Below are 15,292 nucleotides of genomic sequence, written 5' to 3'. Positions count from 1 at the left end.
GATCGCGTCGCCGATGGCCTTGCGCAAGGGCGGCGCGTCCGCGCACGGTGCGAGCTTAATTCGGGGGAAGCCGTCATGACCATCCGCAGCCTGCTCGCCGTCACCGCCGCCGCCGTGGCGCTCGTTCTCCCGGCCGCGGCCAAGGCCCAGTCGACGGAGGCGGTCTCGGCGGCGGTCGAGGCGGTGACGCCGCGGGTGGTGGCCTGGCGCCGGGACCTGCACGCCCACCCCGAGCTCGGGTTCAATGAAACCCGCACCGCCGCCATGGTGGCGGACCACCTGCGGTCGCTGGGGCTGGAGGTGCGGACCGAGGTCGGCAAGACGGGCGTGGTCGGCGTGCTGAGGGGCGGGCGGCCGGGCCGGACTGTGGCGCTGCGGGCCGACATGGACGCCCTGCCGGTGCTGGAGGCGACGGGGCTGCCGTTCGCCTCGACCGCCACCGGGACCTACATGGGGAATACGGTGCCGGTGGCGCACGCCTGCGGCCACGACGCCCACGTCGCCATGCTGATGGGCGCGGCCGAGGTGTTGGCGGGGATGAAGGACCAGATCGCGGGGACGGTGGTCTTCATCTTCCAGCCGGCCGAGGAAGGCGCACCTCCGGGAGAGCCGAAGGGCGGAGCGGCCCTGATGATCGAGCAGGGCGCGCTGGCCAATCCGCGCCCCGACGCCATCTTCGGCCTGCACGTCGTGCCGGGGCGGCCGGGGACGCTGTGGTACCGCCCGCGCGGCTTCATGGCGGCGTCGGACCGGATCGACATCACCCTGAATGGACGGCAGACGCATGGCGCGTGGCCGTGGAAGGGCGTGGACGTGATATCGGCCGCGGCTGACGTGGTGCAGACGATCAACAGCCTGACGGCGCGGACCATCGATCCGACGACCACGCCGACGGTGTTCACCATCGCGACCCTGGACGCGGGCGTGCGGTACAACATCATTCCGGATCAGGCGGTGCTATCGGGCACGCTGCGGACCTTCGACATCGCCCAGCGGGACGATCTGGTCCGGCGGGCCGAGATCGCGATCGGCAATGTGGCGGAAAACTACGGCGCCACGGCGCGGTTCGCGGTGCGCCAGAACGCGGCGCTGGTGTTCAACGACGAGGCGCTTTCGGCCTGGCTGGAGCCGGTGCTGACAGAGGCGGCGGGCGAGGGGAACGTCAACGCGGGGGCGCCGCCGACCACGGTGGCGGAGGACTTCAGCTATCTGTCGCAGGAAGTGCCGGGTGTCTTCTATCACCTCGGCGGGAGCGCGGACGGGGTCGATCCGGCGACGGCGGCGCCGAACCATTCGCCGGCGTTCGACGTCAATGAGAAGGTGCTGCCGCTCGGGGTGAAGGCGCATGTGCTGACGGCGCTGCGGTTCCTCGAGCGGGAGTAGCGGAAACCATGTTCTTCAACGCGGCGGCAAGGATAGGGGCGCAACCTCCGCGGGCTTAGCGGGAGTGCGCCATGAGAAGCCTGCCGGTTCAGATGCCGCCGATGATCCTGGAGCGACGGGGCAGCGCGCGACGGGAAATCTTCTATTTCGTGGTCGCCTTCGCGGCCATGTTCGGCGCGGCCATGCTGGGCCTGAACCTGCTGTACTAGCGGGCGAAGAAGGTCTCGATGACGCGGCGGTAGACCTCCGTCAGCGCCTCCAGTTCCGCCACCGGCACCCGCTCGTCGATCTGGTGCATGGTCTGTCCGACGAGGCCGAGCTCGAGCACCGGACACATGGCGCGGATGAAGCGGGCGTCCGAGGTTCCGCCGGTGGTCGACGCCTCAGGGCGGCGGCCTGCAGCGGCCTCGACGGCGTCCTGCACCCCGGTGACGAAGTCGCTCGGCTCGGTCAGGAAGGCGTTGCCGGAGCAGAGATGCTCCAGCTCGATCCGCAGGCCGCTTTCGGTCTGGGCCTCGCCCGCCGTGGCGTTGAGCCAAGCCGTCAGGCTGTCGCCGGTGTGGTTCGGATTGAAGCGGATGTTCAGCCGGGCCCTGGCTTCGGCCGGGATCAGGTTGGTGGCCGGGTTGCCGATGTCGATGGTCGTGATCTCGAGGTTCGAAGGCTGGAAGCCCTCATAGCCCTCGTCGAGCCGGTGGTCGGCGAGGCGGGCGAGCAGGCGGGCCATGACGGGAGCGGGATTGGCGGCGCGGTCGGGATAGGCGACGTGACCCTGTTTGCCATGGACCGTGATCCAGCTGTTGAGCGAGCCGCGGCGGCCGATCTTGATCATGTCGCCGAGCGCATGCTGCGAGGAGGGCTCGCCGACGACGCAGGCATCGATGACCTCGCCCTCGGCCATCAGGGTCTCGACGACCCGCTTGGTGCCGTGCAGGGCCGGGCCTTCCTCGTCGCCGGTGATCAGGAAGCTGAGGGAGCCGGGCAGGTCGCCGTCGGCGAGGACGCGGGAGACGGCGGCGATCCAGGCGGCGATGCCGCCCTTCATGTCGACGGCGCCGCGCCCGTAGAGGACACCGTCGCGGACCTCGGCCTCGAAGGGGGCGGCGGACCAGGCCTCGGTCGAGCCGGTCGGGACGACGTCGGTGTGGCCGGCGAAGCAGAGGTTGGGCGAGGCCATTCCGCGCCGCGCGTAGAGGTTCTCGATATCCTCGAACTTCATCCGGCGGCAGGTGAAGCCGAGGCTGGTCAGGAGGCGCTCCAGCATGTCCATCGCGCCCTCGTCGGCGGGGGTGACGGAGGGCTTGCGGATCAGGTCGCGGGTCAGGGCGACAGGATCGATCACGGGAGTTGATGCGGCGCTCATGGACCTGTGCTTTACGGGGTTCGGACGATTGCGAGAAGGCTTCTCTCCATGCCGAAGATCGACATCGACAGCGCGCCTACGGGGCATGGGACGGGCTATCCCGAGCCGTTCGACGGACCCTGCCGGGCGCGGCGGCGGTGGCGGCTGGGAGATGCGGTCGGGCTGGACCAGTTCGGGGTCAATCTGCTGCGGTTGCCCGACGGGGCGTGGTCGAGCCAGAGGCACTGGCACGCGGGCGAGGACGAGTTCGTCTGGGTCCTGTCGGGCGAGGTGGTGCTGGTCGAGGACGGCGGGGAGACGGTGCTGAGGGCCGGGGACTGCGCGGGCTTCAAGGCCGGGGTTCCGGACGGGCACAAGATCGAGAACCGATCCGGGGCCGAGGCTGTTCTGCTGGAGGTCGGGAGCCGGGCGCCACAGGGCGACAGCGGCGTCTATCCCGACATCGACATGATCTTCCGCCCCGGCGGCTTCTTCCATCGAGACGGGACACCGTACCCCAAGCATGACCGACGCACCTGAAGCGCCCGAGCCGATCACTCCCGCCGTCGTAGAAGGGGCGCGGGAGGCGCAGGGGGACAATCCCTGGAAGCTGCGGGACTTCCGGCTGCTTTGGGCGGGGCGGGTCGCGGCGGTGCTGGCGATCCAGATCCAGTCCTCGGCCCTGCTGTGGCAGGTCTATGAGATCGCGCGGCGGGACCATCCTGTAGCGGAGGCCAGCCTGTATCTGGGACTGGTCGGGCTGGCGCAGTTCATCCCGCTGCTGGCCCTGACCCTGCCAGCGGGGGAGATGGCGGACCGGCGTGATCGCAAGCTGACGGTAGCCGCCTCGATCGCGGTGGAGGCCCTGTGCGCCATCGCCTTCCTGGCCATGGCCATCCATGGATCGCCGCCGCTATGGGGGCTGCTGACGGTGGCCTGTCTGTTCGGGGCCTGCCGGGCGTTTTTGGCGCCGGCCAGTCAGGCCTTCCTGCCGATGGTGGTGGGACGGGCGGGACTGCCCCGGGCCATCGCGGCGCAGTCCATCGCCTTCCAGACCGGCGCCATCGCCGGGCCGGCGCTGGGCGGGGTGATCGTCGGGGTGAATGTGCCGCTGGCCTATGCGGTGGCGCTGGGGCTGTTCCTGACGGGTCTGGCGGCCTTCCTGCTGATCCGGACGTCCGGCCGGCCGGAGCGGGTCGGTATCGGGCCCGGGCGCTGGGCCGCGGTCAAGGAGGGGCTGAAATACGTCTGGACCACCAAGGTGGTGCTGGGCGCGATTTCGCTGGACCTGATCGTCGTGCTGTTCGCCGGGGTGGCGCTGCTGACGCCGATCTTCGCGCGCGACATCCTGCATGTGGGACCGGAGGGTTTCGGCCTGCTGCGGGCGGCGTTCGGCGTCGGGGCGTTTTCGATGGCGCTGTATCTGGCGCGCTTCCCGATCGTGAGACACGGCGGCAACTGGATGTTCGCGGCGGTAGCCCTGTTCGGCGTCTGCACCATCGTCTTCGGCCTGTCGAAGGTCGCCTGGATCAGCGCGGCGGCACTGCTGATCGGCGGGGCGGCTGACATGGTCAGCGTCAACATCCGCCAGACCCTGATCCAGCTGTCGACGCCGGACCATATGCGCGGCCGGGTCAGCTCGGTGTCGATGCTGTTCATCGGCGCGTCGAACGAACTGGGCGAGGCCTATTCCGGGCTGGTGGTGCGTCTGCTCGGGCCCATCGGGGCGGCGGTGTTCGGCGGGGCGGGGGCGCTGGCGGCGACGGGGATCTGGGCGAAGCTGTTCCCCGGATTGAGGAAGGCGGACCGGCTGAGCTGAGGTAGGTTTTATCCGGGTATAAACTGGAAAAATTGCGTCCGAAGAGTGCGTAGAGTGCGAAGAGTGCGAAGCGTCCGGTCAGTGCGCTGCGTCCGCAGAGTGCGCTTTGGCGCGGTTTTCTCAATGCGTTCAGGTGGATGCCTGGAGCGCCGCTCCTGTGACGGTGCGGGTGGTATTTGAATGTCAAAGACCGGCAGCGGAAACGAAGGCCAGCATTATACGGCCGCGGAATAGCGTGCGCAGAAGATCGGGTTGAGAAAAGGCGATATCGTTGAAGTGGCGCAGCTTTGTCGGCGCTATCCGACTATAGAAACGCGGATTGTCAGCACAGCGTCACGCCCACCTCCCCGTCGGCGAAGGCCGATGGGGAGCACAGGTCGATGCGAAGCAGAGACCAGGAGGGGGCGGCGCGGTCGATGGGGTTAGCGTAGGGCTTTCCGCCTCCTGCGCCGCCCCCTCCTGATCGCTGCGCGATCTGTCCTCCCCATCCGCCTATGCGAATGGGGAGGTGGACGCGCCTACTGGCAGGCGAGGCACTCGTCGTAGTCGGTGCGGGCGGCGCTGAAGAGGTCGGGCTGGTTGGGGTCGATCTCGGCCTCGGCCTTGTCCTCGGCGCCGGCGAAGGACGCGCGCTGAACCGACTTGGAGCGGAGGTAGTAGAGCGACTTCACGCCGGTCTCCCACGCGCGCCAGTGCAGCATGTGCAGGTCCCATTTGTCGACGTCGCCCGGGATGAACAGGTTGATCGACTGGGCCTGGCAGATTTCCGGGGCGCGGTCGGCCGACAGTTCGACGACCCAGCGCTGATCCAGCTCGAAGGCGGTCTTGAAGATCGCCTTCTCGTCGTCGGTCAGTTGCTCGAGGTGCTGGACCGAACCCTCGTGCTCGAGGATCGAGTTCCACACTTCCGAAGTGTCGATGCCCTTCTCGCCGAGAACCTTCTCCAGATAGGGGTTCTTGACCGCGAACGAGCCGGACAGGGTCTTGTGGGTATAGATGTTGGCCGGGATCGGCTCGATGCCGGCGCTGGTGCCGCCGCAGATGATCGAGATGGAGGCGGTCGGGGCGATGGCCAGCTTGTGGCTGAACCGCTCCATGACGCCGCGCTCGGCCGCGTCCTCGCAGGCGCCCTTCTCTTCGGCCAGCAGGCGGCTGGCCTTGTCGGCCTCGCGACGCAGATGTTTGAACAGCCGCATGTTCCACGACTTGGCCATGGCGCTTTCGAAGGCGACGCCCTGGGCCTGGAGGAAGGAGTGGAAGCCCATCAGGCCGAGGCCGACCGAACGCTCGCGCTTGGCCGAATAGACGGCCGCGGCCATGGCCGGCGGGGCGCGGCGGATGAAGTCTTCCAGCACATTGTCGAGGAAGCGCATGACGTCTTCGACGAATTTGGGCTCTTCGCGCCATTCGAGGAAGGTCTCGGCGTTGACCGAGGAGAGGCAGCAGACGGCGGTGCGGTCGACCCCGAGGTGGTCGCGGCCGGTGTGCAGCATGATCTCGGCGCACAGGTTCGACTGTTTGACCGACAGGCCCAGCTCGCGCTGGTGCGGCGCCATCTGGCGGTTCACCGTGTCGGAGAAGATCAGATAGGGCTCGCCGGTCTGCAGGCGGATCTCGAGGATCTTCTGCCACAGGGTGCGGGCGTCGACGGTCTTGAGGACTTCGCCGTTCTTGGGCGATTTCAGGTCGAAGGTCGCGCCGTCACGCACCGCGAACATGAACTCGTCGGTGATGTTGATGCCGTGGTGCAGGTTCAGGGACTTGCGGTTGAAGTCGCCCGACGGTTTGCGGATTTCGAGGAACTCCTCGATCTCCGGGTGGTGGATGTCGAGATAGACGGCGGCCGAGCCGCGGCGCAGCGAACCCTGCGAGATGGCCAGCGTCAGGGAGTCCATGACGCGAATGAAGGGGATGATGCCCGAGGTCTGGCCGGCGCCCTTGACCTTCTCGCCGATGGAGCGGACGCCGCCCCAGTAGGTGCCGATGCCGCCGCCGTTCGAGGCCAGGGCGACGTTTTCGTTCCAGACGTTCTGGATACCGTCGAGGCTGTCGCCGACGGCGTTGAGGAAGCAGGAGATCGGCAGGCCGCGATCCGCGCCGCCGTTGGACAGGACCGGGGTCGCCGGCATGAACCACAGCTTCGACATGTAGTCGTAGACGCGCTGGGCGTGGTCGGAGTCGTCCGAATAGGCCGTGGCGACCCGGGCGAACATGTCCTGATAGCTCTCGCCGGGCAGCAGATAGCGATCCTCGAGCGTCTTCTTGCCGAAGTCGGTCAGGAGGTCGTCGCGCGACCGGTCGAGCTGGATAGAGGGCACCACCTTCAGGTGGGGTCGATCAGCGGCCTCCGCAGCCGCAACCGACTGGAAATCCACTGTCTTCAACGCTTCGCCGCCGGCCATAATGGTCACTGCCCTGAACTAGTCGGTTAAGTCGCTCACGCCGCTGACCACATCATCTAGTGGCCGAAGCGCTCCCCAAGCCCACATATGGGGCGCAGATGGCTAACCAACCGTCAACGGGGTTGACGATCACTTTCTGGGCGAATCGGCATCATGGCGGGGGATGAGCCTGTGGACAGGCCGCGACGACGGGATGACAGGGGCGCCGGGCGAAGCCTTAATTTCGATCACGAACGCGTGAGGGGAACGTCCCGCAAGCGGGACCGTTTCCCGCCGATGACCCCCGCCCAGATTACCGCCTTCATCCGTCGCGCCCTTCGCATCGCGCGGACAGAGATCGTCGCGGTCAGCGCCCTGTTCATCGTGGCGCTGGGGGTGATGACCTTCGTCGAACTGGCCGACGACATGACCGAGGCGGACGGCCGGGCCTTCGATCAGGCCGTGCTGGAGGCGATGCGGCCGGGGGCGATGGCGGATCCGTGGGGACCGGGCTGGCTGGAAGAGGCGGCGATGGACCTGACCGCGCTCGGTGGGCTGTCGGTGTTGGGGCTGTTCGCCCTGATCACGCTCGGCTTCCTGATTCTGCAGCGCAAGCGGCTGTCGGCCCTGTTGCTGGTGCTGGGTCTGGCCGGCGGGGTGACGTTGAGCGAGGGGCTGAAGGCCCTGTTCGGGCGCGAGCGACCGCCGGAGGCCCTGCAGGCGGTCGAGACGATGAACGCCAGCTTCCCGTCCGGGCACAGCCTGCTGTCGGCAGTCTTCTATCTGAGCATCGGGGTGATGCTGACGCGGGCGTTCCCGAAGCGGCGGTTCAAGGCCTATGTCATGGGGGTTGCGCTGCTGCTGACGCTGATCGTCGGGCTGACGCGGGTCTATCTCGCGGCGCACTGGGCCAGCGACGTGCTGGCGGGCTGGAGCGTCGGCGCGGCCTGGGCCATGGCGCTGTGGCTCGTCGCCTACGCCATCCAGCGGCGTCAGCAGGCGCGGCCGCAGGCGACGCACACGCTGCCGGTGGATGAGGACGGGAAGGCGTAGAGGTCAGGCAGCGGGCAGCAGGCAGCAGGCAGCAGGATCGGCTGCGCTTGACGCCGGCCCCGACACTCTGATCACGCCTGCTGCCTGCTGCCTGCTGCCTGCTGCCTCAGCCGGCTCCGAACTCCAGGTCCTTGCGGGCCGAGATGATGGTGACGATGAAGCCGGCGAGAACGTCGAGCATGATCATCGTCAGGATGAGGAAGAAGGTCGAGGTCGCGAAGCCCTTGAACAGGAGGAAGGCGACGATGCAGGCGACGAACAGGATCATCGACAGGGCGTGATTGACGATGGCGACCTTCTGGCTGGAGGTCGATTTCAGCAGTTCGAAGAACAGCAGGATCAGCGACAGGAACAGGATCAGATCGCCGCTGCCGATGTTCCAGCTGCTGCCCGAGACCATGGGGATGGAGAAGAGCGGATCGCGCAGGGCCTGTTCGGCCGCGGCGACGCCGCCTGTGCCGACGACGCCGGTGAGGATGACGATCGCATAGATGACCACCGGAATGACGAGCAGCGGCAGGGCGATCAGCATGGCTGTGGCTCCGGGTCGAGGCGCTTCGGGAGCCGAAACGGCTCCGCTTGTTAACGATGAATACCCCCGTTCGCTCCGTACCGCTACGGTTGCTCGCCTGCGGGGGGAACGGTCAGAATTCCGAGATCGCCCCGGGGCGGCGCGAGCGCGACTTGAGCCAGATGACGCCGAGAAGGTCGGACAGGGAGGCCATCAGCCGCCCCCAGTTCGTGTATTTGGAGCGGCCCGTCTCGCGGTGGCGGTGGCCGACGTCGAGATAGCGGTTCTCGTAGCCCTCGCGGATCATCAGGGCCGGCAGATAGCGGTGGATGTGATCGAAATAGGGGAGGCGCAGGAAGACGTCGCGGCGGAAGGCCTTGAGGCCGCAGCCGGTGTCGTCGGCGTCGTCGGCCAGCAGCTTCTTGCGGATGCGGTTGGCCCAGCGCGAGGCCCAGCGCTTGGCTTCGGAATCCTGACGGCTGGCGCGGACGCCGCCGACGAGGGCCACGGTCGGGGGCGAGGCGGTGAGCAGATCGACCAGACGGGGCGCGTCGGCTGGCGGGTTCTGGCCGTCGCCGTCGAGGGTGACGACGATGGCGCCGCGGGCCGCAAGCACGCCGGTGCGGACGGCGCGGCTCTGGCCGGCGTTCTGCCCATGGCTGAGCACGCGCAGGGCGGGGAGTTCCGTCATCAGGCCGCGCAGCTCGGCCAAGGTGCCGTCGCGCGAGGCGTCGTCGACGAAAACCATCTCGTAGGACCGGCCGGCGAAGGCGGCGGCGATGTCCCGCGCCAGCGGGCCGGCGGCGCCTTCCTCGTCATGCACGGGAACGACGACGGAGATGTCGGGGGTCTGCTCGATCATCGCCGTTCTCTAGCGGGTTTCGCGGGGGAGCGGGAGGCCAGGCCGCGGGATGGCTGACGCCGCGCGAATGTGCGTGTTAGGAAGATGAACATGATGCGCCCCGATCTCGACCGTTTCATCGCCGGCTGGCGGGGCCCCGTGCTCGCCGCGCTGGTGGCGTTGTTCGCCGGCCTGCCGGTGCTGATGCTGTTGCCGCCACTGGACCGCGACGAGAGCCGCTATGCGCAGGCGACCTCGCAGATGCTGGAGAGCGGCGACTATGTCGACATCCGCTTCCAGGACGAGCCGCGCTGGAAGAAGCCGGTGGGCATCTACTGGATGCAGGCGGCGGCGGTGTCGGCGACGTCGAAGGTCGAGAACCGGGACATCCAGCCATACCGGATACCGTCCATTCTCGCGGCCATGCTGGCGGCAGCGGCCTGCGCCTGGGCGGGGGCGGCGATGTTCGGCCAGAGAGCCGGCTTCCTCGCCGGGGCCATGCTGGGCGCGACCTTCCTGCTGTCGACCGAGGCGGGCATCGCCAAGACCGACGCCATGCTGTGCGCGGCGGTGACCCTGGCCATGGCCGGTCTGGCGCGGATCTATCTGGCGACGCGGGCCGGGGAGGTGCCGCGGCGACCGCACAAGCTGATGTTCTGGCTCGGGCTCGGGCTGTCCATCCTGGTCAAGGGACCGGTGGGGCTGGTGGTGGTGGTTCCGGCCATACTGCTGCTGTCGCTGTGGGACCGGGACGTGAAATGGCTGGGACGGCTCGGCTGGGGCTGGGGACTGCCGCTCGTGGCGCTGCTGGTCGGGCCGTGGGCTATCGCGATCACCATCGCCACCGACGGAGGCTTCTGGCGCGAGGCCATCATGGGCGATCTGGCGCCGAAGATCGCCGGCGGGCATGAGAGCCATGGCGCGCCTCCGGGCTATTTCCTGCTGCTGGCGCCGCTGCTGCTGTTCCCGATGGCGTTGCTGCTGCCGGCGGCGCTGTCGACGGGCTGGCACAGGCGGGCGGAACCGGCGGTGCGGTTCCTCGTCTGCTGGCTGGTTCCGGCCTGGCTGATCTTCGAGCTGACCCCGACCAAGCTGCCGCACTACACACTGCCAACGTTCGGCGCGATCGCCCTGCTGGCGGCGGCGGCGCTGACGCGGCCGATCGGCTCGATCTCGCGCTACGCCGGAGCGGCGCTGTCGCTAATCGGCGGCCTCGCGATCGTGGCTGCGACGGTTTACGGGCTGACCGAGTTCGGGCGGTCCACAGCCCAGACCTGGGCGACGATCACGATCGTTTTCGCGGCGCTGGCGGGGCTGATCGGGGCCTTCCTGCTGCTGCACCGGGCGGCGGTGACGGCGGTGATCGCGGCGATCGCCCTCGGCGTCGTGGCGCATGCCGGGCTGGCGGGGACGATCCGGCAGCTGCGGCCTCTGGCCGTCGCGCCGCAGCTTCAGAAGGTGCTGGAGCGGGCCGATCTGCATCCGCGGCAGGGACGGCCGGGGCCGGTGGCGATCACCGGCTTCCACGAGCCGAGCTTCGTCTTCCTGACCGGGCGCGAGACCGAGCTGGCCGACGCGGCGGGCGCGGCGCGGGCGCTGGCGGAGGGGCGGCCGGTGATCGTCGAGGGGCGCGACGCCGACGCCTTCCGCACCGCCTCGGCCGAGCTGGGCGTCACGGGGCGGGCTGTGGGGGTGGTCAACGGCCACAACTATTCGACCGGCGACGACGTCAGCCTGACCGTCTATGCGCCGCCCGGGAGCGAGCCCCGCGGGAGCGCCCCGGAGTGAGCCGGCGCATAAGCATCGTGGAAGTCGGCCCGCGCGACGGGCTGCAGAACGAGAAGGCCGTGCTGGAGCCGTCCGTCCGCGCCGATCTGGTGCGGCGGCTGGAGGCGGCGGGGGCACGGCGCATCGAGGCGGTCAGCTTCGTCCATCCGAAATACGTGCCGCAGATGGCGGGCGCCGAGGAGGTCATGGCGGCCTTGCCGCACGAGGCGGGGCGCAGCCGCATCGGTCTGGTGCTGAACGGCAAGGGCTATGACCGCGCGCTGGGAACCAGCGTGGACGAGGTCAATGTGGCCATGTCTGCGACCGACGGCTTCGGGCTGAAGAACCAGGGACTGACCGTCGACCAGCAGGTGCAGATGCTGGCGGATATCGTCGCCGGACGGGCCAATGCGGCGGGACAGCCGGGAGCGGCGCCCTCGCTGTCGGCGACGCTGAGCTGCGTCTGGGGCTGTCCGTTCGACGGCGAGGTGTCGGTGGATCAGGTCGCCGATCTGGTGGGCCGGATCGCGGCGCTGGGGGTCGGGGAGATCGCGCTGGCGGACACCATCGGCGTGGGCGATCCGTGGGCGGTGACGAGGAAGGTCGAGGCGGCGCGCAAGGCGGCGCCCGAGGCGGTGCTGAGGCTGCATTTCCACGACACGCGCAACACCGGGCTGGCCAACGCCTATGCCGGCGTGGAGGCCGGGGTTGACGTGCTGGACGCCTCGGTGGGCGGCATCGGCGGCTGCCCGTTCGCACCGGGCGCGACGGGCAATATCGCCACGGAGGACCTCGTCTACATGCTGGAGCGGGCCGGGTTCGAGACCGGCTACGACCTCGACGCCCTGATTGGGACGGCGCGCTGGATCGGCGAGAAGATCGGCCGCCCGGCGCCGAGCGCGCTCAGCCGCGCGGGCGGCTGGCCGAAGGCTGTCTGAGCCCCGTCAGGGGATGCTGGCGATGGTGTAGGCGGGCGGCGGCGGCGATGCGGCGCGGCTGCAGGAGGCTTCGACCTCGCGAACCGTTTCACCATCCATCAGCCCGACGGTGACCGCGCCTCGCGAAGCGCAGGCGGCCTCGACGGCGTGGAAGGCGGCTTCGGCCGAGACGTCGAACCGCTGCCCGTCGATCGAGACGGCCTGGAGATCGCCGGACAGGGAGCCGCAGCGGTCGCCGGTGTCGAGGAAGAAGCGGCCGTCGTCCGTGCGGATGCCGCGCTGGCCGGAGCAACTGCTGTTCAGCAGCGGCCAGAGGGCGGCCTGGGCCCAGGCGACGCGGCCGGGATCGGCGGGGCTGAGCCTGGCGCCCATGGCGTCGAGGGCGGAGACGACGGCGCCCCGGATCTCGGTCGAACCGTCGAGCAGGGCCGCCTGACCCGCATCTCCGGCCGAAGGGTGCTCTGCCAGCAGGGCCCGAAACTCGGACACGCCATAGCCGTCAGGCCGGGTCAGCAGGCCGCGCCAGATGCCGAACAGGCCGCCGCTGGAGCGGGTCTGCAGGTCGGCCAGCCATTGGCTGACCGTGCCGCAATCGTAGCGCGTCGCCTGGGCGGCCGCCTCGTCGAGGTGGAGCAGCCCCTCGGATTTGAGGTCCATGGCCGAGAGGCAGGCGCCGAAGCGCCGCGCCAGCACCTGCCGGCTGCGCCCGGCGGCCTCGGGCGACTGCGCGGCCTGGGCTAGCAGGCTGAAATATTCGGCCGATCCCTCCGTGAGCCAGCGGCCGTTGATCCCCTCTTCGTCGCGGAAGCCGTTCCCCTGCCAGACGTGGAAGGTTTCGTGGGCGACGAACGGCACGACCAGATCGGTGAAGCGGCTGTCCCGTCCGGCCGGCAGCATCCGGGTCGCGAACTGGAGATTGATGACGCCGTTGGCGGTGACGTCGCCGACGTAGGTGGAGCGATCCTCGGGCGGCAGGGCGCCCATCAGCAGGACCGGACGGCCGGGCGCCGGAATGGCCAGACCCTCGGCGAAGAAGGCGTTGCTGGTCTCAAGCGCCGCGCGAGCGTCGTCGGTGAGCCAGACCGGTACGGCGGGGTCGATGATCGTGCGCGTCCCCTCGGTCGGCGACGACACGTCGGGCCCGACGTAGACGAAGCCGTCGGCCGACGGCTCCACCGGGCCTGCGACGACGGCCCAGCCGGGGCCGGGCTCGATCACCACGTCCTCCGGACCGAGCCCGTCGCCGACATCGGCGAGCAGGGACGGCAGGTGGATCATCCAGCCCTCGCCGAGACGCGACACGACCGGATAGGTGGCGTCGACCCGCACCCTGTCGGGGCCGAACAGCAGGCTGAAATCAGCGCGCGGCTGAAGGGAAGTCAGGCCGTCGGGCGCGACCGTCACGCCTTCGTCGAGAGCCGTCATGCGCGCCTCGGGCGAGACGGCAGACGGGAAGGCGAGGCGGGACGCCGGACCTGCCAGCCTGTAGTCGACGCGCACGCCTTCCGGGGTCGGGCTGACCCGAATGCCGGCGGGGTCGGCCAGAGCCGGGACGGCGAGGCATGACAGGAGCAGGGTCAGCAAAACGCGCCGCATCGATCGGTTTCTCCAGAGACGCCGAACGTTGGCTTGGCCGTAATTCTGCGTCAACAGTGAAGGTTGAAGCCGAAAAACCCGCTGGCTTTACCGTTGCGGTTCGGATATCAGCGCCCTCCCGAAAACGAGACGACCCATGTTCGCCTATCGCACCAACACAAGCCTGCCCATGCAGCTTGACCGCCAGCCGGTCGAGGGCATTGGCGCGCGCGTGGGGGGTGCATAGGAGCAAGGGTCCATCGACTTCGGTTTTTCCAGCAACCCCTCCCGCCACCGGCCGGAGGGGTTTCTTGTATCCGCGAGACTCCGCCGCGCCGGTCCGGAAGGATCACAGAGAAGGAGACGTCGCCCATGAGCGGCTATGACGTAATTGAAAGCCCGGGAGCGCCGATCAAGGCGTGGACCCGGGGGGTGCCCATCGAGGATGCGGCGCTGGCGCAGCTGAAGAACGTGGCTTCGCTGCCGTTCATCCACAAACACGTCGCGGTCATGCCGGACGTGCACTGGGGGAAAGGCGCGACGGTGGGGTCGGTGATCCCCGCCGTCGGGGCCATCATCCCGGCCGCCGTGGGCGTGGACATCGGCTGCGGAATGATGGCGGTGCGGCTCTCGATCCGCGCCGAACACCTGCCGGACGACCTGTCGGGCATCCGCTCCGCCATCGAGGCGGCCGTTCCGCACGGCCGCACCGACAACGGCGGACGCAACGACAAGGGCGCCTGGGCCGGCGAGCCCCCGGCTGCGGCCGTGACCCGCTGGACCGACCTCAAAGCCGGTTACGACGCCGTGGTGGAGAAACACCCCAAGGCGGCGCACCCGCGTGGCTTCGGCCATCTGGGCACGCTGGGCACGGGCAACCACTTCATCGAGCTGTGCCTCGACGAAGCGGGAGACGTGTGGGTGATGCTGCACTCGGGCTCGCGCGGGGTAGGAAACCGCTTCGGGACCTATTTCATCGAGCGGGCCAAGCACGAGGCGCGGCGCTGGTTCCTGAACCTTCCGGATCAGGATCTGGCCTACTTCCCGGAAGGGTCGGAAGGCTTCAACGACTACATCAAGGCGGTGTCGTGGGCGCAGAAGTACGCCCGCGCCAACCGCGAGGTAATGATGGACAGCGTCCTGAACGTGCTGCGCGCGTTCTGGCCGGATCTGGAGACGACGCAGGAGGCGGTGAACTGCCACCACAACTACGTCTCGAAGGAGCGCCACTTCGGCAAGGACGTGTTCCTGACCCGGAAGGGCGCGGTGTCAGCCAAGCTCGATGAGCTGGGCATCATCCCCGGCTCGATGGGGGCGAAGTCCTTCATCGTGCGCGGCAAGGGCAATGCGGACTCGTTCTGCACCTGCTCGCACGGCGCCGGTCGGGCGATGAGCCGGACCGAGGCGAAGCGGCGCTTCACGGTGGAGGACCACGTCCGCGCTACCGAGGGCGTCGAATGCCGCAAGGACGCCGAGGTGATCGACGAAACCCCAATGGCCTACAAGGACATCGATGCGGTCATCGCGGCCCAGACCGACCTGATCGAGGTCGTGCACACCCTGCGTCAGGTGGTGTGCGTCAAGGGATGACGGGAGCCGGTTCCACGCAGGTGGAGCCGGCTTTCGTCGTTGGGGGCGGCGTATCCGTCCCGTGAGGCAGAGCTTTACCGCGACGGGGAGTC

13 protein-coding genes are annotated in these 15,292 nt (G+C 68.9%); 8 read left to right on the top strand and 5 right to left on the bottom strand.

The features are described from left to right. Nucleotides 1-75: 75 nt before the first annotated feature. Nucleotides 76-1,383, top strand: coding sequence for an amidohydrolase (locus GGQ87_RS03470; RefSeq protein WP_168045305.1), 1,308 nt, complete (start codon nt 76-78; stop codon nt 1,381-1,383). 71 nt (nt 1,384-1,454) lie between these two features. Next, nucleotides 1,455-1,592 (top strand): hypothetical protein, encoded by a 138-nt coding sequence (locus tag GGQ87_RS03465; RefSeq protein WP_168045304.1) that lies wholly within the window; start codon nt 1,455-1,457, stop codon nt 1,590-1,592. On the opposite strand, the gene dapE is transcribed toward GGQ87_RS03465, so the two are convergent. Continuing rightward, nucleotides 1,589-2,746 carry a succinyl-diaminopimelate desuccinylase gene (dapE, locus tag GGQ87_RS03460; protein WP_168045303.1) on the bottom strand — a complete coding sequence of 386 codons (1,158 nt, stop codon included), beginning with the start codon at nt 2,744-2,746 and terminating at the stop codon, nt 1,589-1,591. The two genes, GGQ87_RS03465 and dapE, sit on opposite strands and share 4 nt — an antisense overlap. Nucleotides 2,747-2,794: 48 nt before the next feature. On the opposite strand from dapE, the gene GGQ87_RS03455 reads away from it, so the two are divergent. After that, a complete protein-coding gene (locus GGQ87_RS03455) occupies nt 2,795-3,265 on the top strand; it encodes a cupin domain-containing protein (protein ID WP_168045302.1) in 471 nt (156 codons plus the stop codon). Continuing rightward, the gene (locus tag GGQ87_RS03450; protein ID WP_168045301.1) at nt 3,249-4,544 is read left to right on the top strand and encodes an MFS transporter; all 1,296 of its coding nucleotides are present in this window, start codon (nt 3,249-3,251) and stop codon (nt 4,542-4,544) included. Before GGQ87_RS03455 ends, GGQ87_RS03450 begins: the two co-directional genes overlap by 17 nt. Before the next feature lie 518 nt (nt 4,545-5,062). On the opposite strand, the gene GGQ87_RS03445 is transcribed toward GGQ87_RS03450, so the two are convergent. Then, the gene (locus GGQ87_RS03445; protein WP_168047287.1) at nt 5,063-6,946 is read right to left on the bottom strand and encodes a ribonucleoside-diphosphate reductase subunit alpha; all 1,884 of its coding nucleotides are present in this window, start codon (nt 6,944-6,946) and stop codon (nt 5,063-5,065) included. A gap of 276 nt (nt 6,947-7,222) precedes the next feature. On the opposite strand from GGQ87_RS03445, the gene GGQ87_RS03440 reads away from it, so the two are divergent. Beyond that, nucleotides 7,223-7,978, top strand: coding sequence for a phosphatase PAP2 family protein (locus tag GGQ87_RS03440; protein ID WP_168045300.1), 756 nt, complete (start codon nt 7,223-7,225; stop codon nt 7,976-7,978). A 106-nt stretch (nt 7,979-8,084) separates the two neighbouring features. Here the strand turns inward: GGQ87_RS03440 and GGQ87_RS03435 are convergent, their stop codons facing one another. Continuing rightward, entirely contained in the window at nt 8,085-8,510 is a 426-nt protein-coding gene (locus GGQ87_RS03435) for a hypothetical protein (protein ID WP_168045299.1), read from the bottom strand. A gap of 112 nt (nt 8,511-8,622) precedes the next feature. After that, nucleotides 8,623-9,351: a glycosyltransferase family 2 protein gene (locus GGQ87_RS03430; RefSeq protein WP_168045298.1), complete on the bottom strand. Its 729-nt coding sequence runs from the start codon at nt 9,349-9,351 to the stop codon at nt 8,623-8,625. Between the two features lie 90 nt (nt 9,352-9,441). Between GGQ87_RS03430 and GGQ87_RS03425 the strand changes: the two genes are divergently transcribed. Together GGQ87_RS03425 and GGQ87_RS03420 are read left to right on the top strand one after the other, a co-directional pair. After that, complete coding sequence (locus GGQ87_RS03425; RefSeq protein WP_168045297.1) at nt 9,442-11,118, top strand: ArnT family glycosyltransferase; 1,677 nt, start codon at nt 9,442-9,444, stop codon at nt 11,116-11,118. After that, on the top strand, nt 11,115-12,035 hold the full coding sequence (locus tag GGQ87_RS03420; RefSeq protein WP_168045296.1) for a hydroxymethylglutaryl-CoA lyase: 921 nt from the start codon (nt 11,115-11,117) through the stop codon (nt 12,033-12,035). Before GGQ87_RS03425 ends, GGQ87_RS03420 begins: the two co-directional genes overlap by 4 nt. Nucleotides 12,036-12,041: 6 nt before the next feature. Here the strand turns inward: GGQ87_RS03420 and GGQ87_RS03415 are convergent, their stop codons facing one another. Next, on the bottom strand, nt 12,042-13,631 hold the full coding sequence (locus GGQ87_RS03415) for a hypothetical protein (RefSeq protein WP_168045295.1): 1,590 nt from the start codon (nt 13,629-13,631) through the stop codon (nt 12,042-12,044). Between the two features lie 351 nt (nt 13,632-13,982). Between GGQ87_RS03415 and GGQ87_RS03410 the strand changes: the two genes are divergently transcribed. Beyond that, entirely contained in the window at nt 13,983-15,200 is a 1,218-nt protein-coding gene (locus tag GGQ87_RS03410; RefSeq protein WP_168045294.1) for an RtcB family protein, read from the top strand. The last annotated feature ends 92 nt before the right edge of the window (nt 15,201-15,292 follow it).

This window comes from Brevundimonas alba (genome assembly GCF_011927945.1).
In the GTDB taxonomy this organism is placed as follows: Bacteria; Pseudomonadota; Alphaproteobacteria; order Caulobacterales; family Caulobacteraceae; genus Brevundimonas; species Brevundimonas alba.
The sequence above is the reverse complement of the archived record's forward strand: the minus strand, read 5'-3'. Positions and strand labels throughout refer to the sequence as shown.